Here is a 20,144-nt window from a genome sequence, read left to right as displayed (position 1 = left end):
CCGGTAGCGTGGCGCCGTGGACCTCCCGTACCTCCTCCTCCACAGCACCCTCGCGCTCGACCTGATCGGGCTCGCGGTGCGGCTGGTCGCGATCGTCGTCGTCCCCGTCAACCGCCGTCCGGCGTCGGCGATGGCGTGGTTGATGGCGATCTTCCTCATCCCGTACCTCGGGGTGATCGCGTTCCTGCTGATCGGCAACCCGAAGCTCCCCGAGCACCGGCGCCGGAAGCAGCGCGAGGTCAACCGGATGATCCTCGAGCGCACGAAGGGCATGGAGGACGTGCCGGAGGACGATCCCGGCCCGCCGTGGCTGCAGTCGGTGGTGCACCTGAACCGCAACCTCGGTGCGATGCCGCTCGTGACGGGCAACCACGCCCACCTGATCGAGGACTACGAGGAGTCGCTGGCCGCGATGACGGCGGCGATCGGCGCGGCGACGACCTATGTCCATTGCGAGTTCTACATCCTCTCCTCGGACAGGGCGACGGCCCCGTTCTTCGACGCGATGGAGGCCGCGGTGGAGCGCGGCGTGTCGGTCAAGGTCCTCTTCGACCACATCGGCTCGCTGCGCACCCCGAGATACCGCCGCACGCTGCGCCACCTGCGCCGGATCGGCGTCGAGTGGCACCCGATGCTGCCGGTCCAGCCCTACCGCCTCCGCTACCAGCGGCCGGACCTGCGCAACCACCGCAAGCTCCTGGTCGTCGACGGCGACGTCGCGTTCGTCGGCTCCCAGAACCTCATCGACCGCAGCTACGACAAGCGGGCCAACAAGCGCCGCGGCCTCCGGTGGCAGGAGCTCATGGTCCGCTTCGAGGGGCCGATCGTCGGCGGCGTCAACGCGCTCTTCATCACGGACTGGTTCAGCGAGACGGACGAGGCGCTGGAGGGCGAGATCGGCCCGGTCGACCCGCGCGAGGCGCTGACGTCGCTCGAGTGCCAGGTCGTCCCGAGCGGCCCGGGGTTCGACGGCGAGAACAACCTCAAGCTCTTCAACGCGCTCCTCTACAACGCCGCCCGCCGCATCTCGATCACGAGCCCGTACTTCGTGCCCGACGAGTCGCTGCTCGAGGCCGTCACGACCGCCGCCCAGCGCGGCGTGGACGTCGAGCTCTTCGTGTCGGAGATCGGCGACCAACCCCTCGTCTTCCACGCCCAGCGGTCCTACTACGAGGCCCTGCTGCGGGCGGGCGTCCGCATCCATCAGTACCCGGCGCCGTACATCCTCCACGCCAAGCACCTGACGATCGACGAGGAGGTCGCGGTGATCGGGTCGAGCAACATGGACATGCGGTCCTTCGGCCTGAACATGGAGCTCTCGGTGCTCGTCAGCGGCCGGACGTTCACCGACGAGGTGCGTGCCGTCGAGGACCACTACCGGAGCGTCAGCACCGAGCTGACGCTCGACGCGCACCTCGCCAGGAACCCGGTGTCGAAGGTCGTCGACAACCTCGCGCGGCTGACCTCGGCCCTGCAGTGACGGTCGCTCGGCCGGGCCGGCGGGCGCCCGTCGGTCCGGCGTCGTCCGCGGCGGGACGGACCGCCGGTAGGGTCCGCGCCATGCGCGGGTCCCGCCCAACTCCCCACGGGGCTCCGCGTGCCTGACCCGACGCCGCCCCGGGACCCGGGGCCCGAGGACCTCGCGCCGCACGGCTTCACGTCCCGGCGCCTGCGCGGGCTGACCGCGATCCTTCGCCGGGTCGTCTCGAGCGACGGCTTCGTCGTCCGGGTCATGCACCTGGTCCTGGTCGTGGTCCTCCTGATCGCGAACTTCGTGTCGGCGGGCATCACGATGCTCCTGATCGTCTTCGTGGTCCCCGGCAGGGCGACGGACGCCGCGCGCGACGCCCTGGGCGGCAACGCGTGGTTCCTCCTGGGCTTCCTCCTCGTGGTGATCCCGTGGGTGCTCTGGTGGTCGAACCGCGCGATGGGCTCGGTCAACCGCTGGATCCAACTGGACCGCGATCCGAAGGAGCACGAGATCCGGCAGCTGCTGCGCGCCCCGGTCCGCGTGCTCGTGATGCTGGGGTCGGCCTGGGCGCTCGCGGCGGTGCTGTTCACGCTCTTCAACGTCTGGCAGTCCGACGCGGACGGCCCGACCACGGCGCTCCTGGCGCTCCGCGTCTTCCTCGTCACGCTCATGACCGGGATGACGATGGCGGCGTTCGGCTACCTCGTCACCGAGCGGCTGCTCCGGCCGGTCGCGGCGATCGCACTGCAGGCCGGCGGGCTCGACCAGGCCGTCCTGCCGGGGATCACGCGCCGGCAGCTGCTGGGCTGGGCGACGGCCACCGGCGCGCCGGTCCTCGGTGTCGTGATCATCGGGGTGCTGGCCACCGTCGACTCCCGGGGCGTCACGACCGGCCGCATGGCGCTCGCGATGATCGTCCTCGGCGGCGTCGCGCTCGTCTTCGGGCTCGCCGTCGAGCTCCTCGCCGCCCGTGCCGTGGCGGATCCGACCCGCACCGTCCGGCGCGGCATGGAGCAGGTGCGGCGCGGTGATCTCGACGTCAGGATCCCGGTCTACGACGCCAGCGACCTCGGCCGGCTGCAGGACGGCTTCAACCGCATGGCCACCGACCTGCAGGACCGCGCCCGCCTGCGCGACCTCTTCGGCCGGCACGTGGGGGAGGACGTCGCCCGCGCCGCGCTGCAGCAGGAGGTCCGACTCGGAGGCGAGTCGCGCGAGGTCTGCGCGCTGTTCGTCGACATCGTCGGCTCGACGACCCTGGCCGCCGAGCGCGCGCCCGACGAGGTCGTGTCGGCCCTGAACCGCTTCTTCGCCGTCGTCGTCGGCACCGTCGCCGACCACGGGGGCTGGGTCAACAAGTTCCAGGGCGACGCCGCGCTCGTCGTCTTCGGCGCCCCGGTCGCCCAGGACGACGCCCCCGACCGCGCCCTCCGCGCGGCCCGCGAGCTCGCCCGCAGGCTCCGCGACGAGGTCCCCGAGCTCCGCGCGGGCGTCGGCGTCAGCGGCGGCGTCGCGGTCGCCGGCTACATCGGGACCGAGCAGCGCCTCGAGTACACGGTGATCGGCGACCCGATCAACGAGGCCGCCCGGCTGACGGAGGTGGCGAAGGACACCGCCGCCATGACCGTCGCGGCGGGACGCCTCGTCGACCGGGCGTCGGCCGCCGAGCGCGCCCGCTGGCGTCGCGATCACGACGAGACGCTCCGCGGCCGGTCGGAGGAGACGGTCGTGATGGTGCCGACGGACGATTGAGTCCGTCCTCTCTACCCGCCGCGGAGACACCCCATTCGGGGCCCCGGCCGGTGCTCCCGGCGTCGCAGCCGCCCCGGTCGCGGCTGGCCTCCCGGCGCAACCGCCCCGGCCCGGAAGCCCGTTAGTGTCGGGGTCGATGCCGAACGGACCGACCCTGTCGTACGAAGGCCCGGAGGGGATCTACGACGAGGCCGTGACGGCCTCCGGGGCCCCCCGCGACCACCTGACCCAGCTGATGGAGGCCGTGGGCTCCCTGGAGCCCGAGCAGCTCGCGGCGCTCGGCCGGCGCCGCGACGCGAACTTCATCCAGGCGGGCATCACGTTCGACACGATCGGCCCGGACGGCCAGGCCGTCGACCGCCCGTTCCCGCTCGACCTCGTGCCCCGCGTCATCGACGCCGACGACTGGTCCGTGATCAAGCGCGGGCTCGCCCAGCGCATCCGCGCGCTGAACCAGTTCATCGACGACGTCTACCACGGGCGCGAGATCGTCCGCGAGGGCATCGTCCCGTGGCGCCTGATCGTCTCGCGCTCGCACTTCGCCCGCCAGGTCGACGGCGTCCGGCCCCCGGGCGGCGTCTACACCCACATCGCGGGCCTCGACCTCGTCCGCGACGCCGACGGCACGTGGCGGGTCCTCGAGGACAACGTCCGCACGCCGTCGGGCATCTCGTACGTCCTCGCCAACCGGCAGGCGATGACCCGCCTGGCGCCGCGCCTGTTCTCGGGCTACCGCGTCCGGCCGGTCGACCACTACCCCCAGGTCCTGCTCGAGGCCCTGCGCGCGGTCGCGCCGGCCGACGAGGGCGAGGCCACGGTCGTGGTCTGGACCCCGGGCCCGCTGAACCCGGCGTACTTCGAGCACGCGTTCCTCGCGCACCAGATGGGCGTCGAGCTCGTCCAGGCCTCCGACCTCGTCGTGCGCGGCGACGTCTGTTACATGCGGACGACCCGCGGGCTCGAGCGCGTCCACGCGATCTACCGCCGCCTCGACGACGAGTTCTGCGACCCGCTCGACTTCCGCCCGGACTCCGTGATCGGCGTCCCGGGCCTCCTGCGCGCGTACCGCGCGGGCACCGTCGCGGTCGCCAACGCCTTCGGCACCGGCGTCGCCGACGACAAGGCGATCTACCCCTACGTCCCGGACATGATCCGGTTCTACCTGGGGGAGGAACCGATCCTCCAGAACGTCCCGACGTACCGGATGGACCGCCCCGACGACCTCGCGCACGTCATGGACCACCTCGACGAGCTCGTCGTCAAGCCGACCAGCGAGTCGGGCGGCAAGGGCGTCGTGATCGGGCCGCACGCCACGAAGGCCGAGCTCGACCAGCTCCGCAAGGACGTGATGGTCAACCCGGCCAAGTGGATCGGCCAGGAGGTCGTGAAGCTCTCGACGGTCCCGACGGTCCTCGAGGACGGCAGCCTCTCGCCCCGCCACGTCGACCTGCGGCCGTTCGCGGTCTTCGGCGAGTCGATCCGCGTGATCCCCGGCGGCCTGACCCGCGTGGCGATGACCCCGGGTTCGATGCTCGTCAACTCGTCGATGGGCGGCGGGTCCAAGGACACCTGGGTGCTCGAGTCGGATTCGCCCGAGCCGGACCCGGAGGCCGCGGACGCCCCCGCGCAGGGCGAGCGCCTGCTGCCGTCGCTGCCCGAGGTCCGCTGGGACAGCGCCTGGGTCGGCCAGAGCCAGCAGCAGCAGCAGACCCGCGACATCACGGAAGGGGAGGACGTCTGATGCTCGCCCGGATCGGCCACGAGCTCTACTGGCTCGGCCGCTACGTCTCGCGCGCCGAGCACACCGCGCGCATGCTCGAGGGGGTCTTCGCCGCCGACCTCCAGGGCCGGCCCGACGACCCCGTCGGCGTCAATCTCTCCTGGGGCCCGGTCATGGCGATCATGGGCGCCGAGTGGGACGGCCGCCGCGTGCAGGCGGGCGACGCCCTCCAGCGCCTGATGCTCGACCCGACGCAGGACGCCTCCGTGGTCGCCTGCGTCCGCCGCGCCCGCGAGAGCGCCAAGGCCTTGCGCGACGTCGTCCCGCAGGACATGTGGGAGGCCATCAACTCGCTCTCCCTGGAGCTCCTCGCCGTGTCGCCCGACGCGCTGCTCCACGACCCGTCGGTCGCCTTCCGCGCCGTGCGGGAGCGCTGCACGCTCTTCTGGGGCCTCGTGGGCCGCACGATGCTCCGCGACGAGGCCAGCGCGTTCCTCGCGGCCGGCGAGCGCCTCGAGGGCGCCAGCGTCCTCCTGCGCATGCTCCGCGTGGTCCTCCCGGCCGGCGGGCAGCGGACGGGCGACGACGGCGAGAGCGACGGCCAGGCGCACGCCCTGCTGCGTGCCGTCGGCGGCGAGCAGGCCTTCCGCCGCGGCGCCGCCGGTCCGCCGGACACCCCGCACGTCGCCCGGTTCCTGCTCTTCGAGCGCGACTACCCCAATGCGGTGGCGGCCCACGTCTCCGCGGTGCTCGAGGCCCTGGACCAGGCGGACGTCGCCTCCCGCCACAGCCCGCCGGTCCTGCGCCTCTCGCGCCTGGCCGCCGACCTCGACTTCCACCGCCGGAGCCTCGCCTTCGCCGACCGCAACGTGCTCGTCGAGCAGTCGGTCGTCGTGCAGGGCGAGCTCGACGCGGTCGACCGCGACATCTCCGAGCGCTACTTCTCCGGAGCCCTCCGACCCACCGCCTTCAGCGTCGCCTAGGGCGACCAGCGACGACGACGGAGACCACCACCGTGCATTTCGGCATCGACTACGTCACCGAGTACCGCTACGACGGGGAGGTGATCGACAACCTCAACGCGATCCGGGCCCGTCCCGCCACCACCCCGGTCCAGCGCTGCGACGAGTTCCACGTCCGCACGGACCCGGAGACCCGCCTGCACCGCTACGTCGACTACTTCGGCGCGGAGGTCGTGGAGTTCGGCATCGACCGGCCCCACGACCACCTCTCGATCGAGGTCCGCGCCCGGGTCACGACGACCGAGCCGGACGAGCCGCCGGAGGCCGAGTGGGACGCGCTGCGGACGACCGCCTACGAGACGGTGGCCGGCGAGTTCCTGCTGCCGACCGGCCAGGAGCCCCGGCCCGAGCGGACCGCGGAGCTCGTGGACCTGACGCGGGCCACGTCGCCGCTGGCGACCCTGCGGCTCACCACCGAGCTCCTCCGCGACCGCTTCGTCTACGACACCCAGGCGACGTTCGTCGGGTCGACCGTCGACGACCTGCTGGACCAGGGCGGCGGCGTCTGCCAGGACTTCGCGCACCTGGGCACGGTGCTGCTGCGCGCCCACGGGATCGCGGCGCGGTACGTGTCCGGCTACCTGTGGGCCTCGGACCCCGAGGGGGGCGACGACTCGATGGAGGTCGAGACCCACGCGTGGGTCGAGGCCCTCCTGCCCGGCAGCGGCAGCGAGGACCCGGTGTGGGTCGGCGCGGACCCCACCAACGGCGTGCTCGCCGGCGCGCGGCACGTCAAGATCGGTCACGGGCGCTTCTACCAGGACGTCCCGCCGGTCCGCGGGGTCTACCGCGGACAGGCGATGGCCGAGCCCGGCGTGAAGGTCACGATGACCAGGCTGGAGGCCCAGCCGAGCCCGAGGGCGTAGGGCGGGGGACGGCCCGGAGCGTCGTTCGCTATTCTCCCCCGCCGGACCTGCCTCGCGTAGGTCCGTTTCGTCCGGGCGACCTCGCGGTCTGCCTGGAAGCCTTCGACTCGCATCGCGTACGGGAGCCCACATGGCCCGCGGAGATGTTCGCGTCGCAGCCACTCTCGCCTGCGAGACGTGCAAGCGACGGAACTACCAGACCAAGAAGAACAAGCGCAACACGCCCGACCGGCTGACCATCAGCAAGTACTGCAAGTGGTGCCGGGCCCACACCTCCCACAAGGAGACGCGGTAGGCGGCCTGACCGCTCGACTCGCACGAGACACGCCCCATGGCAGTTGAGGACCACGACAACGAGCGCCCCCGCCTGAGCACCTCCCCCGCAGGGGCAGGAGCCGCAGGTGGCGCGCCGTCGTCGGAGAAGCAGGACGTCGTCCGGACCTCGGGCGGCATCCGCCGGTTCCCCGGGTTCCTGAAGGCCTCCTGGGCCGAGCTGCAGCGCGTCCGCTGGCCGGACCGCGCGCAGGTCGCCCAGGGCACCGGCGTCGTGATCGTCTTCGTCGCACTCGCCGGGGCGTTCCTCGGTGGTGTCGACAAGGTCGCCTCCGAGCTCGTCGACCTCGTCATCTAGTCGCAGGCCGCATCGCACCCTCTCTCATGTATCGCTGGTACGTCGTCAACACCTTCTCCGGGCACGAAGCCAAGGTGAAGCAGAAGCTCGAGCATCGCCTGATCACGCTCGGGCAGCGCCGTGCCGTGCGCCAGATCGTCGTCCCGACGGAGTCGGTGACGGAGGTCAAGGACAACGTGAAGGTGACGTCCGAGAAGCGGACGATGCCGGGGTACGTGCTGGTCCAGATGGACCTCACGGACGACTCGTGGCAGCTCGTGAAGGGCACCCCGGGCGTCACCGGGTTCGTGGGAGCCGGCGATGAGCCGATCCCGCTGACCCAGGAGGAGATCGATCGCCTCCTGAAGCGCTCGCAGCAGCCCACCAAGGCGCAGGCGCGCGCACAGTTCACCGTCGGCGAATCCGTCAAGGTCGTCGCCGGCCCGCTTTCCGACTTCTCGGGGGAGATCGCAGAGGTCTCCCCGGACGCCGGCAAGCTCAAGGTTCTTGTGTCCATCTTCGGCCGGGAGACCCCGGTCGAGGTGGGCTTCGATCAAGTGAAGAAGATCTGAGATGGCGAAGAAAGTTCTCACCCAGATCAAGCTGCAGGCCGTAGGCGGCCAGGCCTCCCCGGCCCCGCCCGTCGGCCCCGCGCTTGGTCAGCACGGCCTGAACATCATGGAGTTCTGCAAGGCGTTCAACGCCGCCACGCAGCAGGACGCCGGCACGATCATCCCCGTGGTGATCACGGTGTACGAGGACCGCTCGTTCACCTTCGTCACCAAGAACCCGCCGGCGGCCATCCTGATCAAGCAGGCCATCAACCTGCAGAAGGGGTCGGGCGAGCCCCACATCAACAAGGTCGGCAAGCTCACCGCCGACCAGCTGACGGCGATCGCGGAGAAGAAGCTCTCCGACCTGAACGCCAACGACATCGACGCCGCGAAGAAGATCATCGCCGGCACCGCCCGCTCGATGGGCGTGGAGGTAGAGGCCTGATGCCGAAGCACGGTAGGAAGTTCGTCGCGGCCCGCGCCAAGGTCGACCGCACGAAGGAGTACGACGCCACCGAGGCGCTCGCCCTCGTGAAGCAGGTCTCCCGCGCGTCGTTCGACGAGTCCGTCGAGGTGCACATCCGCACCGGCCTGAACGTCCGTCACGCGGACGAGCAGCTGCGCGGCACCATCGCGCTCCCCAACGGCCTGGGCAAGTCCGTCACGGTCGCCGTCTTCGCCGCCGGCCCGAAGGCCGCCGAGGCCGAGGCCGCCGGTGCGGACTTCGTCGGCACCGACGATCTGGCCAAGCGCATCGAGGAGGGCTTCTCCGACTTCGACGTCGTCGTCGCCACCCCCGACCAGATGCCGCTCGTCGGTCGTCTCGGCCGGGTCCTCGGCCCGCAGGGCAAGATGCCGAACCCGAAGGTCGGCACGGTGACGATGGACGTCGCCAAGGCCGTCTCGGAGTCGAAGGCCGGCAAGGTCGAGTACCGCACGGACCGCACCGCGATCGTGCACCTCACGATCGGCAAGGCGTCCTTCCCGACCGAGCAGCTCGTCGAGAACCTCGTCGCGGTCCTGGACGAGATCAACAAGGCGAAGCCGTCGGCCGCCAAGGGTCGCTACATCCGCACCGTGACCGTGGCCTCGACCATGGGCCCGGGCGTGAAGATCGACCAGGCCAGCGCACGTGTCAGCGTCGAGGAGGGTGTTGCGGTCGCGGCCTAGCCGCAACCCCGCTCCACCACCCTCGTCGCCCCCGAAGACCCTCGGCTGGCCGTCACCTGACGGCCGGAAGTCCGGGACAGGAGGCTCATGAACCGGGAACAGAAGACAGCGGCGGTCGCAGAGATCGTCGAGAACATCAACGAGTCGCAGGCCGTGCTCGTCGTCGACTACCGTGGCCTCACCGTCACGCAGGCGGCCGAGCTGCGCGGGTCGCTCCGCGACGCCGACGCCACGCTCGTCGTCGCGAAGAACACGCTGACGGGTCGCGCGATCGCCGAGGTCGGCGAGTCCGCCGAGCCGCTCCGCGACTTCCTCGCCGGCCCGACCGCCCTGACGTACGTCAAGGGCGACGTCGCCGCCGCGGCGAAGGCGATCACCACCTTCGCCAAGGACAACGACGACCTGCCCGCCTTCAAGGGCGGCGTCCTGGACGGCAAGCAGCTGGCCCCGGACGAGATCCAGGCCATCGCCAAGCTCCCGTCGCGCCAGGCCCTGTACGGCCAGCTCGTCGGGCTCGTCGCGTCGCCGATCACGGGCCTCGCCCGGAGCCTCGGCGGTCTCGTCGGCGGTCTCGCGATCGCGCTCGGCGAGGTGCAGGCCAAGAAGGAGTCGGGCGAGATCCCGTCGGGCGATGCGCCCGCGGCCTCCGCTCCGACTGAGGACGCCCCGGCTCCGGCCGAGGCAGAGGACACGGCGACCGGGGACGACGTCCCCGCCGCCGAGAACGACGCGGCCGCCGAGGCCGCAGACGAGTCGGGTGCGTCGGCGTAACCACGCCGCAGCAACCCGCCAGACCCACCCGAATCGCACACAGGAGAACCAACATGGCTACCACGCAGGACTGGATCGACGAGCTCAAGAGCATCACCGTGCTCGAGCTGGCTGAGCGCATCAAGGCGCTCGAAGAGGAGTTCGGCGTGTCGGCGACCGCCGTCGCCGCCGCCGCCCCCGCCGGTGGTGGCGGCGACGCCCCCGCCGCCGAGGAGCAGAGCTCCTTCGACGTCATCCTCGAGGCCGCCGGCGACAAGAAGATCGGCGTCATCAAGGTCGTCCGCGCCGCCACCGGCCTGGGCCTGAAGGAGGCCAAGGCCGTCGTCGACGAGGCCCCGGGCGCCGTCAAGGAGGGCCTGGACAAGGACGAGGCCGAGAAGCTGAAGGCCGAGCTCGAAGAGGCCGGCGCGACCGTCACCCTCAAGTAGCACCGCGCAGCCACGAGGCTGCGCACCCGGCGCGGCGGCCCGCCGCCGCGCCACACGCCCACGGGCCGCTCCTCGAGCGGCCCGTTCGCGTTCCCGGGGGCGCCGTGGGCCGGCGCGGCGGTGGTCCCGCGGCGCCCGCGGCGGCAGGCGGATCGGCGTCCCGGCGCCGGGACGCACGGGCCGGTCGCGGCCACACGCCGCGCAGTCCGCCCGTGGTGACCCCCACGGCGGCGCGGCGTGGACCGATGACCGAGCGACCGGCTCATGCGTCCGCCGCCACTGGACATCGGCCGGACCTCGTGATCCGGGCAGGGTGAGATCCGGGCGGCCGGGGTGATTCCCGTGGTGGAGGGCGATTTCCCCGTGTACGCTCTCGCCCCGTCGATCGTGGGTCCTCAGCCCGCGTCCGTCGATGCCCGCCCGACACCGTCGCGGAGGGCGTTCGATACGAACTCGATACGACCCCGACCTAGCGTGCCCGCCATGACGACTGCGTCACCTGTCGCTTCCCTGCGCTCATCCGCCCCGAGGATCCGCCGGACGCCGGCGCTCCTCGCCGCGCTGCTGGGGGCCCTCGTGGTCCTCGGCCTCGCCGCGGTCCCGGCGGCGAACGCGGCGGACCGCAACTTCGCACCACGGTTCTCGGTGAACGACACCGGCGACATCGACATCTTCGGCAACACGCTGATGACGTGTCCGACGTCGGCGGCCGGCTGCACGGCCGCCCAGCGGTCCGGCGTCACCACGACGTCGGACTCCATGAACCAGAACAACGCGTACAGCATGCAGTACGTCGACGTCGACGGAGACCCGTCGACGTTCAACTCGAGTCGGGCGACGGTCACCATCCCGACGGGGAGCACCGTCCTCTTCGCGGGGCTCTACTGGGGTGGTCGGGCAGGAGGGGCAACCGGGTTCGCCCAGCGCGGGACGGTGAAGTTCAAGGCGCCGACCTCCAGCGCGTACGTCCCCCTCACGGCGACGACCCTCGACGACGGCGGGACCGCCGGTGCCTCCGACAGCATCTACCAGGGCTTCGTCGACGTCACGTCCCGGGTCCAGGCGGGAGGGTCGGGCGTCTACACCGTGGCCGACGTGCAGGCGGCGCTCGGCGGCGACAAGCTCGCGGGCTGGTCGCTCGTGATCGCGTACCGCGACACGTCCCAGCCCGCCCGGAACCTGACCGTCTTCGACGGCATCAAGTCGATCAGCGGCACCCAGGGCGGCACGATCCCGGTCTCCGGCTTCCTGACGCCGCCGGCGGGCGCGGTCAAGACGCGCGTCGGCTTCGTCGCGTACGAGGGCGACGCCGGCATCGTCGGCGACAGCGCCTCGCTCAACGGCACGATCCTGAGCGACGCCCAGCACCCGGCCACCAACTTCTTCAACTCCCGCAGCAGCCGCGACGGCGTGCTGCGGACCGCGACGGACCCGAACTACCCGAACAACCTGGGCATCGAGCAGTCGATCCTCAAGGCCGACGGCATCCTGCCCAACAACGCGACGTCGGCCACCATCGGACTCACGACGTCGGGTGACGTCTACGCCCCGGGCGTCGTCACCTTCGCGACCGAGCTCTACGCGCCGAAGGTCGATCAGACCAAGAAGGTCGAAGACGTCAACGGCGGCCTCGTCGAGCAGGGCGACACGCTGCGCTACACGATCGAGGGCACGAACTCGGGGCAGGACGGCGCCGCGAGCTTCGTCCTCCGCGACCCGATCCCGGCGAACACGACGTACGTGCCGGGAACGCTGCGGATCTCCCCGGCGACCGGCGGCGCCGCGACGGTGACGCCCACCGATGCCGTCGACGCGGACCGCGGCGAGTTCGACGCGACCGGCAACCGTGTCGTGGCCCGCCTCGGCACCGGCTCCACCGGCACGAGCGGCGGCACCGTCCCCGCAGGCGGCACCTACACGGTGACCTTCGACGTCAAGGTCGGGGGCCCGAGCCCCGCGATCGCCTCCGACACCGACATCAAGAACGTCGCGACGGCCAGTTTCGCCTCCTCGAGCCTCGGCACCCCGCTGACGGCGCAGTCCGACGCCACGGCGACGGTCCAGTCGCCCGACCTCACGATCACGAAGGTCGGCCAGGGGCCCATCACGCGCGGCCAGCCGCACGACTACGTCCTCACCGTGAAGAACATCGGCGACGCGCCCACCCAGGGGCAGTACTCGGTCACCGACACCCTGCCCGCGGGCGTGACGGCGACGAGCGTCGACGCGGCCACCGGCTGGACGTGCTCGATCACGAACTCCTCCAAGACCGTCACCTGCACCCGCACGACGGCACTGGCCGTTGGCGGCTCGAGCCTCATCACGCTCCACACGCAGATCGCGGCCAGCGCCCCCACGCCGGTCGTCAACTCGGCGACGGTCGCCGGCGGTGGCGACGGCAACCCGACGAACAACGTCGGTACCGACAACGCCCCGGCGGGCAGCCAGGCCGACCTCTCGATCACGAAGTCGACCCCGACCACTGCACCGGCCGTCGGCGAGAACGTCGTCTACACGCTGACGGTGAAGAACAACGGCACGTCGGACTCCACGGGCTCGGTCGTCACCGACACGCTGCCGGCCGGCCTGACCTTCGTCTCCTCATCTTCCGGCTGCACCGGCACCAGCACGATCTCGTGCACCGTCGGCGCCCTCGCCGCCGGTGACACCAAGGCGCTGACGATCACCGCGAAGCCGGCCGTCGGTACCGCCGGCAAGCCGATCAAGAACACGGCTGCGGTCACGGGCAACGAGCCGGACCCGTCGTCCGCCAACAACACCGGCGACCAGACGGTGACGGTGAAGCCTGTCGATCTCGTGGTGACGAACGCGATCGCCGGGACGCCCACCCCGACCACCCTGCAGGCCGGGAACACGTACACCTGGCAGGTCGACGTCAAGAACACCGGCGGATCGCCGGCGACCGGCAGCACGCTCGCGTTCCCGGTCCCGGCCGGCACGTCGGTCGACGGTCAGCTGCCGAACGGCTGCACGCTGTCGGTCGACGGCCGGACGATCACCTGCACCCTCGGGACGATCGCGCCGGGCGCCTCGGTCCCGACGCTGAACATCCCGCTGAAGGTCGACAGCACCAACCCGCCCGCGTCCGTCTCGACGATCGCGACGGCCACGAGCCTCGAGCAGGACGCGAACGTCGACGACAACAGCGCGACCACGAGCACCCCGGTCGTCTCGGCCGTCGACCTGGGCGTGACGCTCGCGTCGAATCCCGGCTCGACGAGCGCCGGCGACACCCTGACGCTCACGGCCACCGTCAAGAACAACGGCCCGGCGTCTCCGCAGAACCCGAAGGTCACCGTCGCGATCCCGGCGGGCACGACGTTCGTCAGCGCACCGAGCGGTTGCACCTACGACGCGGCGGCGCAGACGGTCGTCTGCGACCTCTCGACCTCGGACCTCGGCAGCGGAAAGTCGACGACGCGGGACATCGTCGTGAAGGTCGGCTCCAACCCCGGAGCGACGATCGACTCGTCGGCGAGGGTCACGACGGTCAACGACACCGACCCGTCGAACGACACGGCCGCGCTGCAGGTCCCCGTGGTCCGCGTCGCCGGCCTCTCGATCACGAAGTCGGCGTCGAGCGCCAACGCGAAGCCCGGTGACACCGTCACCTACACGCTGAAGGCCTCGAACGCCGGACCGGCCGCCGCCCAGGACGTCGTCATCGACGACGTGATCCCGGCGGGCACGACGTTCGTCTCGGCCGACGCGCCGTGCACGTTCTCCTCCGGCAAGGTCACCTGCGCGGTCGGCGACATCGCCGCGGGCAGCAGCCGCAGCGTCGCGGTCCGCGTCCAGGTCTCGCCGCTGGCGGGCAGCTTCGACGCGAACGCGACGCAGGACCTCGACGTCCAGAAGAAGGAGGTCGACGTCGCGATCCAGCCGAAGTCCGCGAACACGGCTCAGGCCGGCACGGTCACCTGCGATCCGGGCTACTTCGCGACGGACGGCAGCGCACGTCTGGAGCACGTCGATCAGGGCACGGGCAACCTCGGTGATCTCCATGTCCGCGCGAGCCGCGCGACAGTCGACGGTACGGGCTGGACGGCGATCGTCGACAACGACACGATCGGCCAAGGAACGCTGAAGGTCACGGTCGTCTGCCTGAAGACCACGACGGCCAGCTCCGGCGGCCACACCCACCCGCTGCTGGTCTCCGCCCCGGTGACCGCGACGCGGCAGCTCGCGGCCGGCCGGACCGAGGTCGTCCTGGCCTGCGGCACCGGTCGCGTGGCCGTCGCCCCGAGCTTCACGTTCGTCAACGGCGGATCGGCACGGGTCAGCGGCTCGCAGCGCGACGGCCAGACGGGCTGGAAGTTCACCGTCGACACCACGGAGGCGGACAGCGGTACGTTCTCGGTCCGGTGCCTCTCGACCACCACCGGCGCCGTCAACGGCCACGTCCATGACCTGCAGTTCACGCAGCTGAACGACACGATCGTCGTCCCGGCGAACCAGACCGGCAGCACGAAGACGACGAAGACGCTCGACTGCCAGTCCGGCAAGGGCATCGTCGGCGGCAGCCTGGTGCCCCCGGGCCTGACCTCGGCGGGGAACGACCCCCAGCCGCAGGTCCGCGTCTTCGGCTTCCAGAACACGACCGGCCAGGACCTCACGGCGAACGTGTCGCTCCTCTGCCTCGGCATCCGCACGGGCGGCGAGCTCGGGTTCGCGAACGTCGTCAACACCGCGTCGGTGAAGACGAGCACGCAGGACGCCACGACGGCGGACGACACGGCCTCGGCGACGTTCACCGCGACCAACGCCTCGGGGGACACCGGCACCGTGACGCCGGCGCCGACCCCCACGCCCGTGGCCCCGCGCCCCGTCGCTCCGGCGACGCCGGTCGCGCCGGCCCCGAGCGCCGCGGCTCCGGACGTCGCCGCCCCGCCGACGACCGCCCCGCGCGCCGCGGTCCTGGCCACGTCGCTCCGGGTCTCCGGCACGACGACCAAGGCCTCGGTCGCGGTCCCGGTCAGCTGCTCCGTCGCCTGCACGGGCACGGCGAAGCTGGTGGCGCTCGGTCCGGTCAAGGCGAGCGCCACGATCAAGAAGGGCTCGGTCCTCGCGACCGGGACCCTGAAGCTCAAGGCCGGGAAGAAGACCACGGTCAGGCTGTCGGCGAAGGGCAAGGGCGCGAAGGCGTTGCGCCTGGGGCGCGTCGCGAAGGCCCAGCTCGTGATCACCACGGGCAAGGGCACGACCGTCAAGAAGACGGTCCGCATCAGCATCCGCTGAACCGGGCGTCCGTCGTGGGCCTCCGGGTCCGTGACGCACCGGAGCGGTCCCTCGGGCCCCGTCGTAGGACGGGGCCCGTCGTCGTCCTGAGGACGGCCTCAAGGCCGGCTGAGGGGAGCATCAGGTCCGCCCCGGCGGGTGCGGACGGCAGTCACATCCCGCTTGCGCGACGGGGTGGGGGCGGGGTACCGTCGAAGGACGACCCCTCGTCGTCCGCCCTCGCAACCCCACGCCGGAGCCCTCAATGGCGATCCAGAAGTCCCCTGCCCCTCCGTCTCGAAGCAGCCTGCTGCGCCGCATCCGTGCGCTCGAGTCGAGGCTCGAGGAGATCGGGGACGAGCCGACGGCCCGCCGGTCCGCGCGGGAGGACGACGACCCGGCGGCCGAGGTGCAGGAGCTGATCGCGTCCGGCCGGCCGATGAGTGCGATGCGGCGCTACCGCGAGATCACGGGGGCGTCGGAGTCCGAGGCCCGCGATGCGATCGAGCAGCTCGGCGGCTTCGCGTCGCACGCGGACTGACCGTCCGCCGCAGCACCCCGGGGGCGCCGGTCACCGCGGCGCCCGCGGGTCGCGTATAGTTCAGACCGTCGACCGATAGTCGTAGCCGTCCTCCCATCGGATCCCGCGCCACATACGCGGGTCTGCAGGACGGGGTCCGTGACCGTCGACCGCCCTCGCCACGGGGTCTTTGTTCCCGTGTGCTAATTTTCATGTGTTCGTATCCGCGCGTCTGCTGGACGTAGGCGCGGTCCGGGTGCGAATCCTCGCCCGACACACCGACACCCCCGAGGAGTCGCCCGCCTTGTCCACGGTCAACGCCCTGCGCACGCGACGCACGTTCGCACGTCTGGATCAGGTCCTCGACGTGCCCAACCTCATCGACATTCAGCGACGCTCCTTCGCGTGGCTCGTGAATGGCGTGCAGGGTGGGCTTCGAGAGACCATCGACGACATCTCCCCGATCGAGGACTACACCGGCAACCTCGCCGTGGAGTTCGGCGAGCTGGAGTTCGGCGAGGAGACGCACACCCTCGCGGAGTGCAAGGAGAAGGGCCAGACGTACTCGCGGCCGCTCTCCGTCGAGGTCTCGTTCGTCAACCGGGAGACCGGTGAGATCCGCGAGCAGTCCGTCTTCATGGGCGACTTCCCGTGGATGACCGAGCGGGGCACGTTCATCGTCAACGGCACCGAGCGCGTGGTCGTCACGCAGCTCGTCCGTTCGCCGGGCGCGTACCTCATGGAGCCGAAGGACCGCGAGAAGCAGGTCTTCGTCGCCAACCTCATGCCGGCCCGCGGCTCGTGGCTCGAGCTCGAGGTCGACAAGAAGGGCAAGGTCTTCGTCCGCATCGACCGCAAGCGCAAGCTGCCGGTCACGGTCCTCCTGCGGGCCATGGAGTACAACCCGGAGCTCGACGCCGACGTCGAGGAGTCCGACGCCGACGTCGACGCGCTCGACCAGGTCCTGCTGGACCGCTTCGAGGGCTCCGCCTACGTCCGCAACACCCTGCTGACGGACACCGAGGCGACGCGCACCAAGAAGGGCGCGCTCATCGAGCTGTTCAAGAAGCAGCGCCCCGGCGAGCCGCCGACGGTCGACGCCGCGTACGCCCTGCTGCAGACGCTGTTCTTCGACCCCAAGCGCTACGACCTCACGCGCGTCGGCCGCTACAAGCTGAACTCGCGGCTGAACCTCGACATCGACCTCGAGACCCGCCACCTCACGCCCGAGGACATCTACGCGCTGATCAAGGAGCTCATCCGGCTCCCGCGCGAGCTCGGGATCCCGGAGGAGGAAGAGGTCGAGATCAAGGACTACGCGGCCGAGGCCTCGGCGATGCCGCGCGAGCCCGTCGCCGACCTCCTCGACGAGTACGAGCACTTCGGCAACCGCCGTCTGCGCACCGTCGGCGAGCTGATCCAGGACGCCTTCCGCGTCGGCCTCTACCGCATGGAGCGCGTCGTCCGCGAGCGCCTCACGACGGAGGACGAGGACACGATCACCCCGCAGTCGATCGTGAACATCCGCCCGGTCTCCGCGGCGCTGAAGGAGTTCTTCGGCTCCTCGCAGCTCTCGCAGTTCATGGACCAGAACAACTCGCTGGCCGGCCTGACGCACCGCCGCCGCCTGTCGGCGCTGGGCGCCGGCGGCCTGACCCGCGAGCGCGCACCGATCGAGGTCCGCGACGTCCACCCGACCCACTACGGCCGCATGTGCCCGATCGAGACCCCGGAGGGCCCGAACATCGGCCTGATCGGGTCGCTGTCGAGCTACGCGCAGATCTCCGAGCACGGCTTCATCACGACGCCGTACCGCGTGATCGCCGACGGCAAGGTCACCGGCGAGATCGTCCACCTGGACGCCACGCAGGAGGAGGAGGGGCTGGCCGCGCAGGCCGACGCCCCCGTCGGCGCGGACGGCGAGCTGCTCGAGGACGAGGTCCTCTGCCGCACGCAGGCCGGCAAGTACGTCGTCATCCCGAAGACCGAAGTCACGCTGATGGACGTCTCTCCGCAGCAGATCTGGTCGGTCGCTACGGCGATGATCCCGTTCCTCGAGCACGACGACGCCAACCGCGCGCTCATGGGCTCGAACATGCAGCGCCAGGCGGTGCCGCTCCTGAAGACGGACGCGCCCCGCATCGGCACCGGCATGGAGGCCCGCGCAGCGCAGGACTCCGGCGACGTCGTCCTGGCGAAGAACGCCGGGACGATCCAGTACGTCGACGCCAAGCGCATCGTCATCGAGCACGCCGAGGGGCGCGACGAGTACCACCTCGAGAAGTTCGAGCGCTCCAACCAGGGCACGCTCATCCACCAGCGCCCGCTGGTCAAGCGCGGTCAGGAGGTCGGCGCGGGCTCCGTGCTCGCCGACGGCTCCTCGACCTCGATGGGCGAGATGGCGCTGGGCAAGAACCTGATGGTCGCGTTCATGTCCTGGGAGGGCTACAACTTCGAGGACGCGATCATCCTCAGCCGCCGCCTGGTCAGCGACGACGAGCTCACCTCGGTGCACATCGAGGAGTACGAGATCGACGCGCGCCAGACGAAGCTCGGCGACGAGGAGATCACCCGCGACATCCCGAACCGCGCGGAGGAGTCGCTGCGCAACCTCGACGATCGCGGCATCGTCCGCGTCGGTGCCGAGGTCGGCTCGGGCGACCTCCTGGTCGGCAAGGTCACGCCGAAGGGCGAGACCGAGCTGACGGCGGAGGAGAAGCTGATCCGCGCCATCTTCAAGGAGAAGGCCCGCGAGGTCCGCGACACCTCCCTGAAGGTCCCGCACGGCGAGGGCGGCGTCGTCATCGACGTCAAGACGTTCCACAAGGACGAGGGCGACGACCTGCCCCCGGGCGTCAACGAGCTCGTGCGCGTCTTCGTCGCGAAGAAGCGCAAGATCTCCGAGGGCGACAAGCTCGCCGGCCGCCACGGCAACAAGGGCGTCATCTCGAAGATCGTCGACATCGAGGACATGCCGTTCCTCGAGGACGGCACCCCCGTCGACGTCATCCTGAACCCGCTGGGCGTGCCGTCGCGCATGAACGTCGGTCAGGTGCTGGAGATCCACCTCGGGTGGGCCGCCGCACAGGGCTGGTACCCGGACGGCACGCAGGCCTGGGACGAGCGCGAGGGCAACAAGGGCGGCGGCGTCTACGTCTCCACCCCGGTCTTCGACGGCGCGACGGTCGCGCAGGTCGACGAGGCCCTGGTGAAGTGGCAGGACAACCACTCCGCCAACGGCGGCCTGATCAACATGGACGTCGACAAGGCGCGTCCGGACGGCACCCAGGCGAGCGGCAAGTTCACGCTCTTCAACGGGCGCACCGGTCAGCCGTTCGACGCGCAGATCACCGTCGGCTACATGTACATCCTGAAGCTGCACCACCTCGTGGACGACAAGATCCACGCACGTGCCACGGGCCCGTACTCGCTCGTCACCCAGCAGCCGCTGGGCGGCAAGGCGCAGTTCGGCGGCCAGCGCTTCGGCGAGATGGAGGTCTGGGCGCTCGAGGCGTACGGCGCCGCCTACACGCTGCAGGAGATGCTCACCATCAAGTCCGACGACACCGTCGGGCGCGTGAAGGCCTACGAGGCGATCGTCAAGGGCGAGAACATCGCCGAGCCGAGCGTCCCGGAGTCCTTCAAGGTGCTCCTGAAGGAGATGCAGGCGCTCTCCCTCGACGTCCGCGAGATCCACGACGAGGGCGCCGCGGGTGGCGCCGACGACGAGGACGAGCTGCTGCGCGCCGCCGAGGAGCTCGGCATCGACCTGGGCGGCGTCCGCGCCGACCTGGGCGACGAGCCCGCGTCGGACGAAGCTCCCGAGAACAACGCAGAGGCTCCCGCGGAGGGCGACACGCCCGCCGCAGGTGAGCAGGCCGCCCCGGCGGCCGCGGAGGACGAGGCGTAGGACCGGCACGGCCGGCCCGCCGAGCCCCGGTCCCGACCGCCACCGAGCGGCCGGGACCGGGACCCGGCGGAGCGGCCACGCCGACCCCCGCCCCGCCAAGCACACGATCAGG

15 protein-coding genes are annotated in these 20,144 nt (G+C 71.2%); all 15 read left to right on the top strand.

Annotated features, from left to right (window positions below):
* The first annotated feature begins 16 nt into the window (after positions 1-16).
* Positions 17-1,480 carry a cardiolipin synthase gene (gene cls, locus PATMI_RS0125750; RefSeq protein WP_026912995.1) on the top strand — a complete coding sequence of 488 codons (1,464 nt, stop codon included), beginning with the start codon at positions 17-19 and terminating at the stop codon, positions 1,478-1,480.
* A 117-nt stretch (positions 1,481-1,597) separates the two neighbouring features.
* Entirely contained in the window at positions 1,598-3,223 is a 1,626-nt protein-coding gene (locus PATMI_RS0125745; RefSeq protein ID WP_051472286.1) for an adenylate/guanylate cyclase domain-containing protein, read from the top strand.
* Positions 3,224-3,359: 136 nt separating this feature from the next.
* Positions 3,360-4,964, top strand: a complete 1,605-nt coding sequence (locus PATMI_RS33375) for a circularly permuted type 2 ATP-grasp protein (protein ID WP_051472285.1) — start codon at positions 3,360-3,362, stop codon at positions 4,962-4,964.
* Positions 4,964-5,926, top strand: a complete 963-nt coding sequence (locus PATMI_RS0125735) for an alpha-E domain-containing protein (protein ID WP_026912993.1) — start codon at positions 4,964-4,966, stop codon at positions 5,924-5,926. The genes PATMI_RS33375 and PATMI_RS0125735 overlap by 1 nt, the downstream gene beginning before the upstream one ends.
* A 32-nt stretch (positions 5,927-5,958) precedes the next feature.
* Complete coding sequence (locus tag PATMI_RS0125730) at positions 5,959-6,831, top strand: transglutaminase family protein (RefSeq protein ID WP_026912992.1); 873 nt, start codon at positions 5,959-5,961, stop codon at positions 6,829-6,831.
* 130 nt (positions 6,832-6,961) lie between these two features.
* Positions 6,962-7,126, top strand: a complete 165-nt coding sequence (gene rpmG, locus PATMI_RS36260) for a 50S ribosomal protein L33 (protein WP_084270254.1) — start codon at positions 6,962-6,964, stop codon at positions 7,124-7,126.
* Between the two features lie 36 nt (positions 7,127-7,162).
* Positions 7,163-7,462, top strand: a complete 300-nt coding sequence (secE, locus tag PATMI_RS33370) for a preprotein translocase subunit SecE (protein WP_036726431.1) — start codon at positions 7,163-7,165, stop codon at positions 7,460-7,462.
* 26 nt (positions 7,463-7,488) lie between these two features.
* On the top strand, positions 7,489-8,013 hold the full coding sequence (gene nusG, locus PATMI_RS0125715) for a transcription termination/antitermination protein NusG (protein ID WP_026912990.1): 525 nt from the start codon (positions 7,489-7,491) through the stop codon (positions 8,011-8,013).
* 1 nt (position 8,014) lies between these two features.
* Entirely contained in the window at positions 8,015-8,440 is a 426-nt protein-coding gene (gene rplK / locus PATMI_RS0125710) for a 50S ribosomal protein L11 (protein ID WP_026912989.1), read from the top strand.
* Positions 8,440-9,165: a 50S ribosomal protein L1 gene (rplA, locus tag PATMI_RS0125705; protein ID WP_026912988.1), complete on the top strand. Its 726-nt coding sequence runs from the start codon at positions 8,440-8,442 to the stop codon at positions 9,163-9,165. Before rplK ends, rplA begins: the two co-directional genes overlap by 1 nt.
* A gap of 87 nt (positions 9,166-9,252) precedes the next feature.
* Complete coding sequence (rplJ, locus tag PATMI_RS0125700; RefSeq protein WP_026912987.1) at positions 9,253-9,936, top strand: 50S ribosomal protein L10; 684 nt, start codon at positions 9,253-9,255, stop codon at positions 9,934-9,936.
* Between the two features lie 53 nt (positions 9,937-9,989).
* The gene (gene rplL, locus PATMI_RS0125695) at positions 9,990-10,364 is read left to right on the top strand and encodes a 50S ribosomal protein L7/L12 (RefSeq protein ID WP_026912986.1); all 375 of its coding nucleotides are present in this window, start codon (positions 9,990-9,992) and stop codon (positions 10,362-10,364) included.
* A gap of 483 nt (positions 10,365-10,847) precedes the next feature.
* Positions 10,848-15,623 carry a CARDB domain-containing protein gene (locus PATMI_RS35525; protein WP_051472284.1) on the top strand — a complete coding sequence of 1,592 codons (4,776 nt, stop codon included), beginning with the start codon at positions 10,848-10,850 and terminating at the stop codon, positions 15,621-15,623.
* A 244-nt stretch (positions 15,624-15,867) separates the two neighbouring features.
* Entirely contained in the window at positions 15,868-16,143 is a 276-nt protein-coding gene (locus PATMI_RS33360) for a hypothetical protein (protein WP_036726427.1), read from the top strand.
* Positions 16,144-16,426: 283 nt separating this feature from the next.
* Positions 16,427-20,032 (top strand): DNA-directed RNA polymerase subunit beta, encoded by a 3,606-nt coding sequence (gene rpoB / locus PATMI_RS33355; RefSeq protein WP_051472283.1) that lies wholly within the window; start codon positions 16,427-16,429, stop codon positions 20,030-20,032.
* The last annotated feature ends 112 nt before the right edge of the window (positions 20,033-20,144 follow it).

It is taken from the genome of Patulibacter minatonensis DSM 18081, assembly GCF_000519325.1.
GTDB classification, from domain to species: domain Bacteria; phylum Actinomycetota; class Thermoleophilia; order Solirubrobacterales; family Solirubrobacteraceae; genus Patulibacter; species Patulibacter minatonensis.
Note: the sequence above shows the minus strand (reverse complement) of the source record. Positions and strands in the feature narration are given on the sequence as shown.

Coding starts and splice junctions, on each gene's coding strand:
- PATMI_RS33375 (WP_051472285.1), top strand. CDS start 3,360: ATGCCGAACGGACCGACCCTGTCGTACGAAGGCCCGGAGGGGATCTAC.
- PATMI_RS0125735 (WP_026912993.1), top strand. CDS start 4,964: ATGCTCGCCCGGATCGGCCACGAGCTCTACTGGCTCGGCCGCTACGTC.
- rpmG (WP_084270254.1), top strand. CDS start 6,962: ATGGCCCGCGGAGATGTTCGCGTCGCAGCCACTCTCGCCTGCGAGACG.
- secE (WP_036726431.1), top strand. CDS start 7,163: ATGGCAGTTGAGGACCACGACAACGAGCGCCCCCGCCTGAGCACCTCC.
- nusG (WP_026912990.1), top strand. CDS start 7,489: ATGTATCGCTGGTACGTCGTCAACACCTTCTCCGGGCACGAAGCCAAG.
- rplK (WP_026912989.1), top strand. CDS start 8,015: ATGGCGAAGAAAGTTCTCACCCAGATCAAGCTGCAGGCCGTAGGCGGC.
- rplA (WP_026912988.1), top strand. CDS start 8,440: ATGCCGAAGCACGGTAGGAAGTTCGTCGCGGCCCGCGCCAAGGTCGAC.
- rplJ (WP_026912987.1), top strand. CDS start 9,253: ATGAACCGGGAACAGAAGACAGCGGCGGTCGCAGAGATCGTCGAGAAC.
- rplL (WP_026912986.1), top strand. CDS start 9,990: ATGGCTACCACGCAGGACTGGATCGACGAGCTCAAGAGCATCACCGTG.
- PATMI_RS35525 (WP_051472284.1), top strand. CDS start 10,848: ATGACGACTGCGTCACCTGTCGCTTCCCTGCGCTCATCCGCCCCGAGG.
- PATMI_RS33360 (WP_036726427.1), top strand. CDS start 15,868: ATGGCGATCCAGAAGTCCCCTGCCCCTCCGTCTCGAAGCAGCCTGCTG.